The sequence below is a fragment of the Streptococcus mitis genome (assembly GCF_001579035.1).
In the GTDB taxonomy this organism is placed as follows: domain Bacteria; phylum Bacillota; class Bacilli; order Lactobacillales; family Streptococcaceae; genus Streptococcus; species Streptococcus mitis_J.
This window is the reverse complement of the sequence record NZ_KQ970287.1, coordinates 328,648-330,851: the sequence shown is the minus strand read 5'-3', so window position 1 is coordinate 330,851 and position 2,204 is coordinate 328,648. Positions and strand designations below refer to the sequence as shown.

General features: G+C 40.2%; 2 protein-coding genes. Both read right to left on the bottom strand.

All coding sequences use genetic code 11. The annotated features are described in order from the left end of the window. A partial coding sequence (locus tag SMIDD26_RS12255) for a hypothetical protein (protein ID WP_167747474.1) occupies positions 1-489 on the bottom strand: 489 nt, incomplete at its 3' end. A 145-nt stretch (positions 490-634) separates the two neighbouring features. After that, positions 635-2,204, bottom strand: a 1,570-nt coding sequence (locus SMIDD26_RS06030; RefSeq protein WP_246746940.1) for a 3'-5' exonuclease, incomplete at its 5' end; no start/stop codon positions are given.

The following is a 2,204-nucleotide window of genomic DNA, read 5'->3' as shown; positions in this document are numbered from 1 at the left end:
CACATATTTTTCGTCCGGATCACCAGCTTCACCTTTTTCATCCACAATTGAAGAATAATCCGTCTCCCCTTCACTAACAGCACGTTTAACAGATTCTTTAGCATACAATTCTACAAATAGATTGCGCGTTTCATGGTCATTAAAATAATCAGGATCATGAGGACGACCGCTTAATTCTAAGTCATCCCAATCCTTTTCAAAGATATACTTAACACCATCCTGTCCCTTTTTCTTTAAAACAGGTACATGGCTTTCAACTTCATCATTTCTTATATATTGTTTTCCTTTAGGTTCGTGTACTTCGTACCCGTTATTTACACTTGCATTTTTCACATGAGGTATGTAGACGCTATCAATAGCATGCACTTCATTCAATGGTATTGTTGCAGCTACTCCGACAGCAATCATAGTACCAATCACACATGGTCCAAAATATTTTCCAATTTTTCGTAAAGCGTATTTCTTGTTTTTATTTGTACGTCTTAGCATTTTATTGCCTGCTTTCTATATATATATATATATATGCAAACGGCGTTTTGACACACTATTTGACACCGTCCATTATACATCAAATTTTATCTATTTTCAAATAATTTCTTCATTAACTGATAAGATTTTTAACTAGATGATTCTACTAGACTTTTACAACTTGAACCTCGTCTTTACCTAGTAAAATCAAGTATTTTTCAATATTTTCAATCGAATAGGCTCGAGATAAAGCCTCTCCGTATAGGACTAACTGACCACGATAGCGATCAATGAGTTGACTTGGTTCATCATAGCGGTCTGTCTTATAGTCGAACAGAATAATTCTGTCCTCATAAAGCAGATAGCCGTCCAAGATTCCACGGACAACAAAGTCTTCCTGACTCTTTTGGTCTCGTTTGAGCATGGAGAAAGGTTGCTCGCGATAAAGATGGTTGGTATTAGTGAGAATTTCCTGACCGAGTACCGTGTCAAAGAATGCAAGAATTTTAGCAAGATTGATCTTGTCTCTGACAGCTGGGCTGGTTTGAACTTGTTTGAGAGTTTCTGTCAGGCTAGCAAGTGTTGGTCGCTGACTGAGGTCAATTCTCTGCATGAGTTCGTGGGTAGCACTACCAATCTCAGCTCCTGTTACTTTTTCTTTGGTTGAAAAATCTGGTAAATCAAAGCTAATTTTCTTGTCTACTGACTGGTCTTGACCAGCAATCTCGACACCCTCCATATCCATAACAGGTTCGTAGAATTTCTTGATTTGACTTGGGGTTTGAACACTAGGCAGTTCAATGGCTGCGCGGTGAAGAGTATTATAGACTTCCACCTCTTTTAGCATTTCAAGAGCTTCTTTAATAGTTTCAGACTGGCGATTGTCTGCTTGAGAGCTATCTTGTAGAGGGCTCTTGGTTTCCAACTCTCCGATGGCTTCTTTAGTCAGCTGATCTTCACCAACAAAACGATAACTAAAGTTGAGATTGTCTTTGGCAAACACTTTGCTGATAGCCCAAAGCCAATCTTGGAAATTCCTTGCTTGCAGTCTAGTATTGCTATTTAGTTTTCCATTTTTAGCTGCTGGGTATTCCTTGGCTTCCAGCTTTTCACGAGAACCCTTGCCGACAAGATAGAGCTTTTTCTCAGCCCTCGTCATGGCAACATACAGCAGACGCATTTGCTCAGAATAGCTTGCCAGCTGTAATTCCTCTTCGTTCTGCCTATAGGTCAGGCTAGGAATGGAGAGTTTGATAGTTTTCGGATAGTGATCTTCCACTGCTCCTGTCTCCATTTTGGCAATGTATTTGACACCTAGTCCATTTTTACGGCTGAGAATGACTTCTGATATAGAGTCTTGCTTATTGAAATCTTGATCCATATTGAGGATAAAGACGTAAGGAAACTCCAGCCCTTTACTCTTGTGGATGGTCATGAGCTCTACTGCATCTTTTGGCGGTGCGATGGCCACGCTTGCCAAATCGTGCTGGGCTTCTAAGACTTGGTTAATCATACCAATAAAACGTGACAAGCCCTTGAAATTGCTCTTTTCAAACTGGTCAGCTCGCAGTGCTAGGGCATAGAGATTAGCTTGTCTAGCAGGCCCATTCGGCAAAGCCCCAACATAGTCATAATAAAAACGGTCGTTGTAAATCTTCCAAATCAAGTCATAGAGAGAGTGGGTTTTGGCATACAAGCGCCAAGAAGCCAAGATATCCATGAATTGGTTTAGTTTC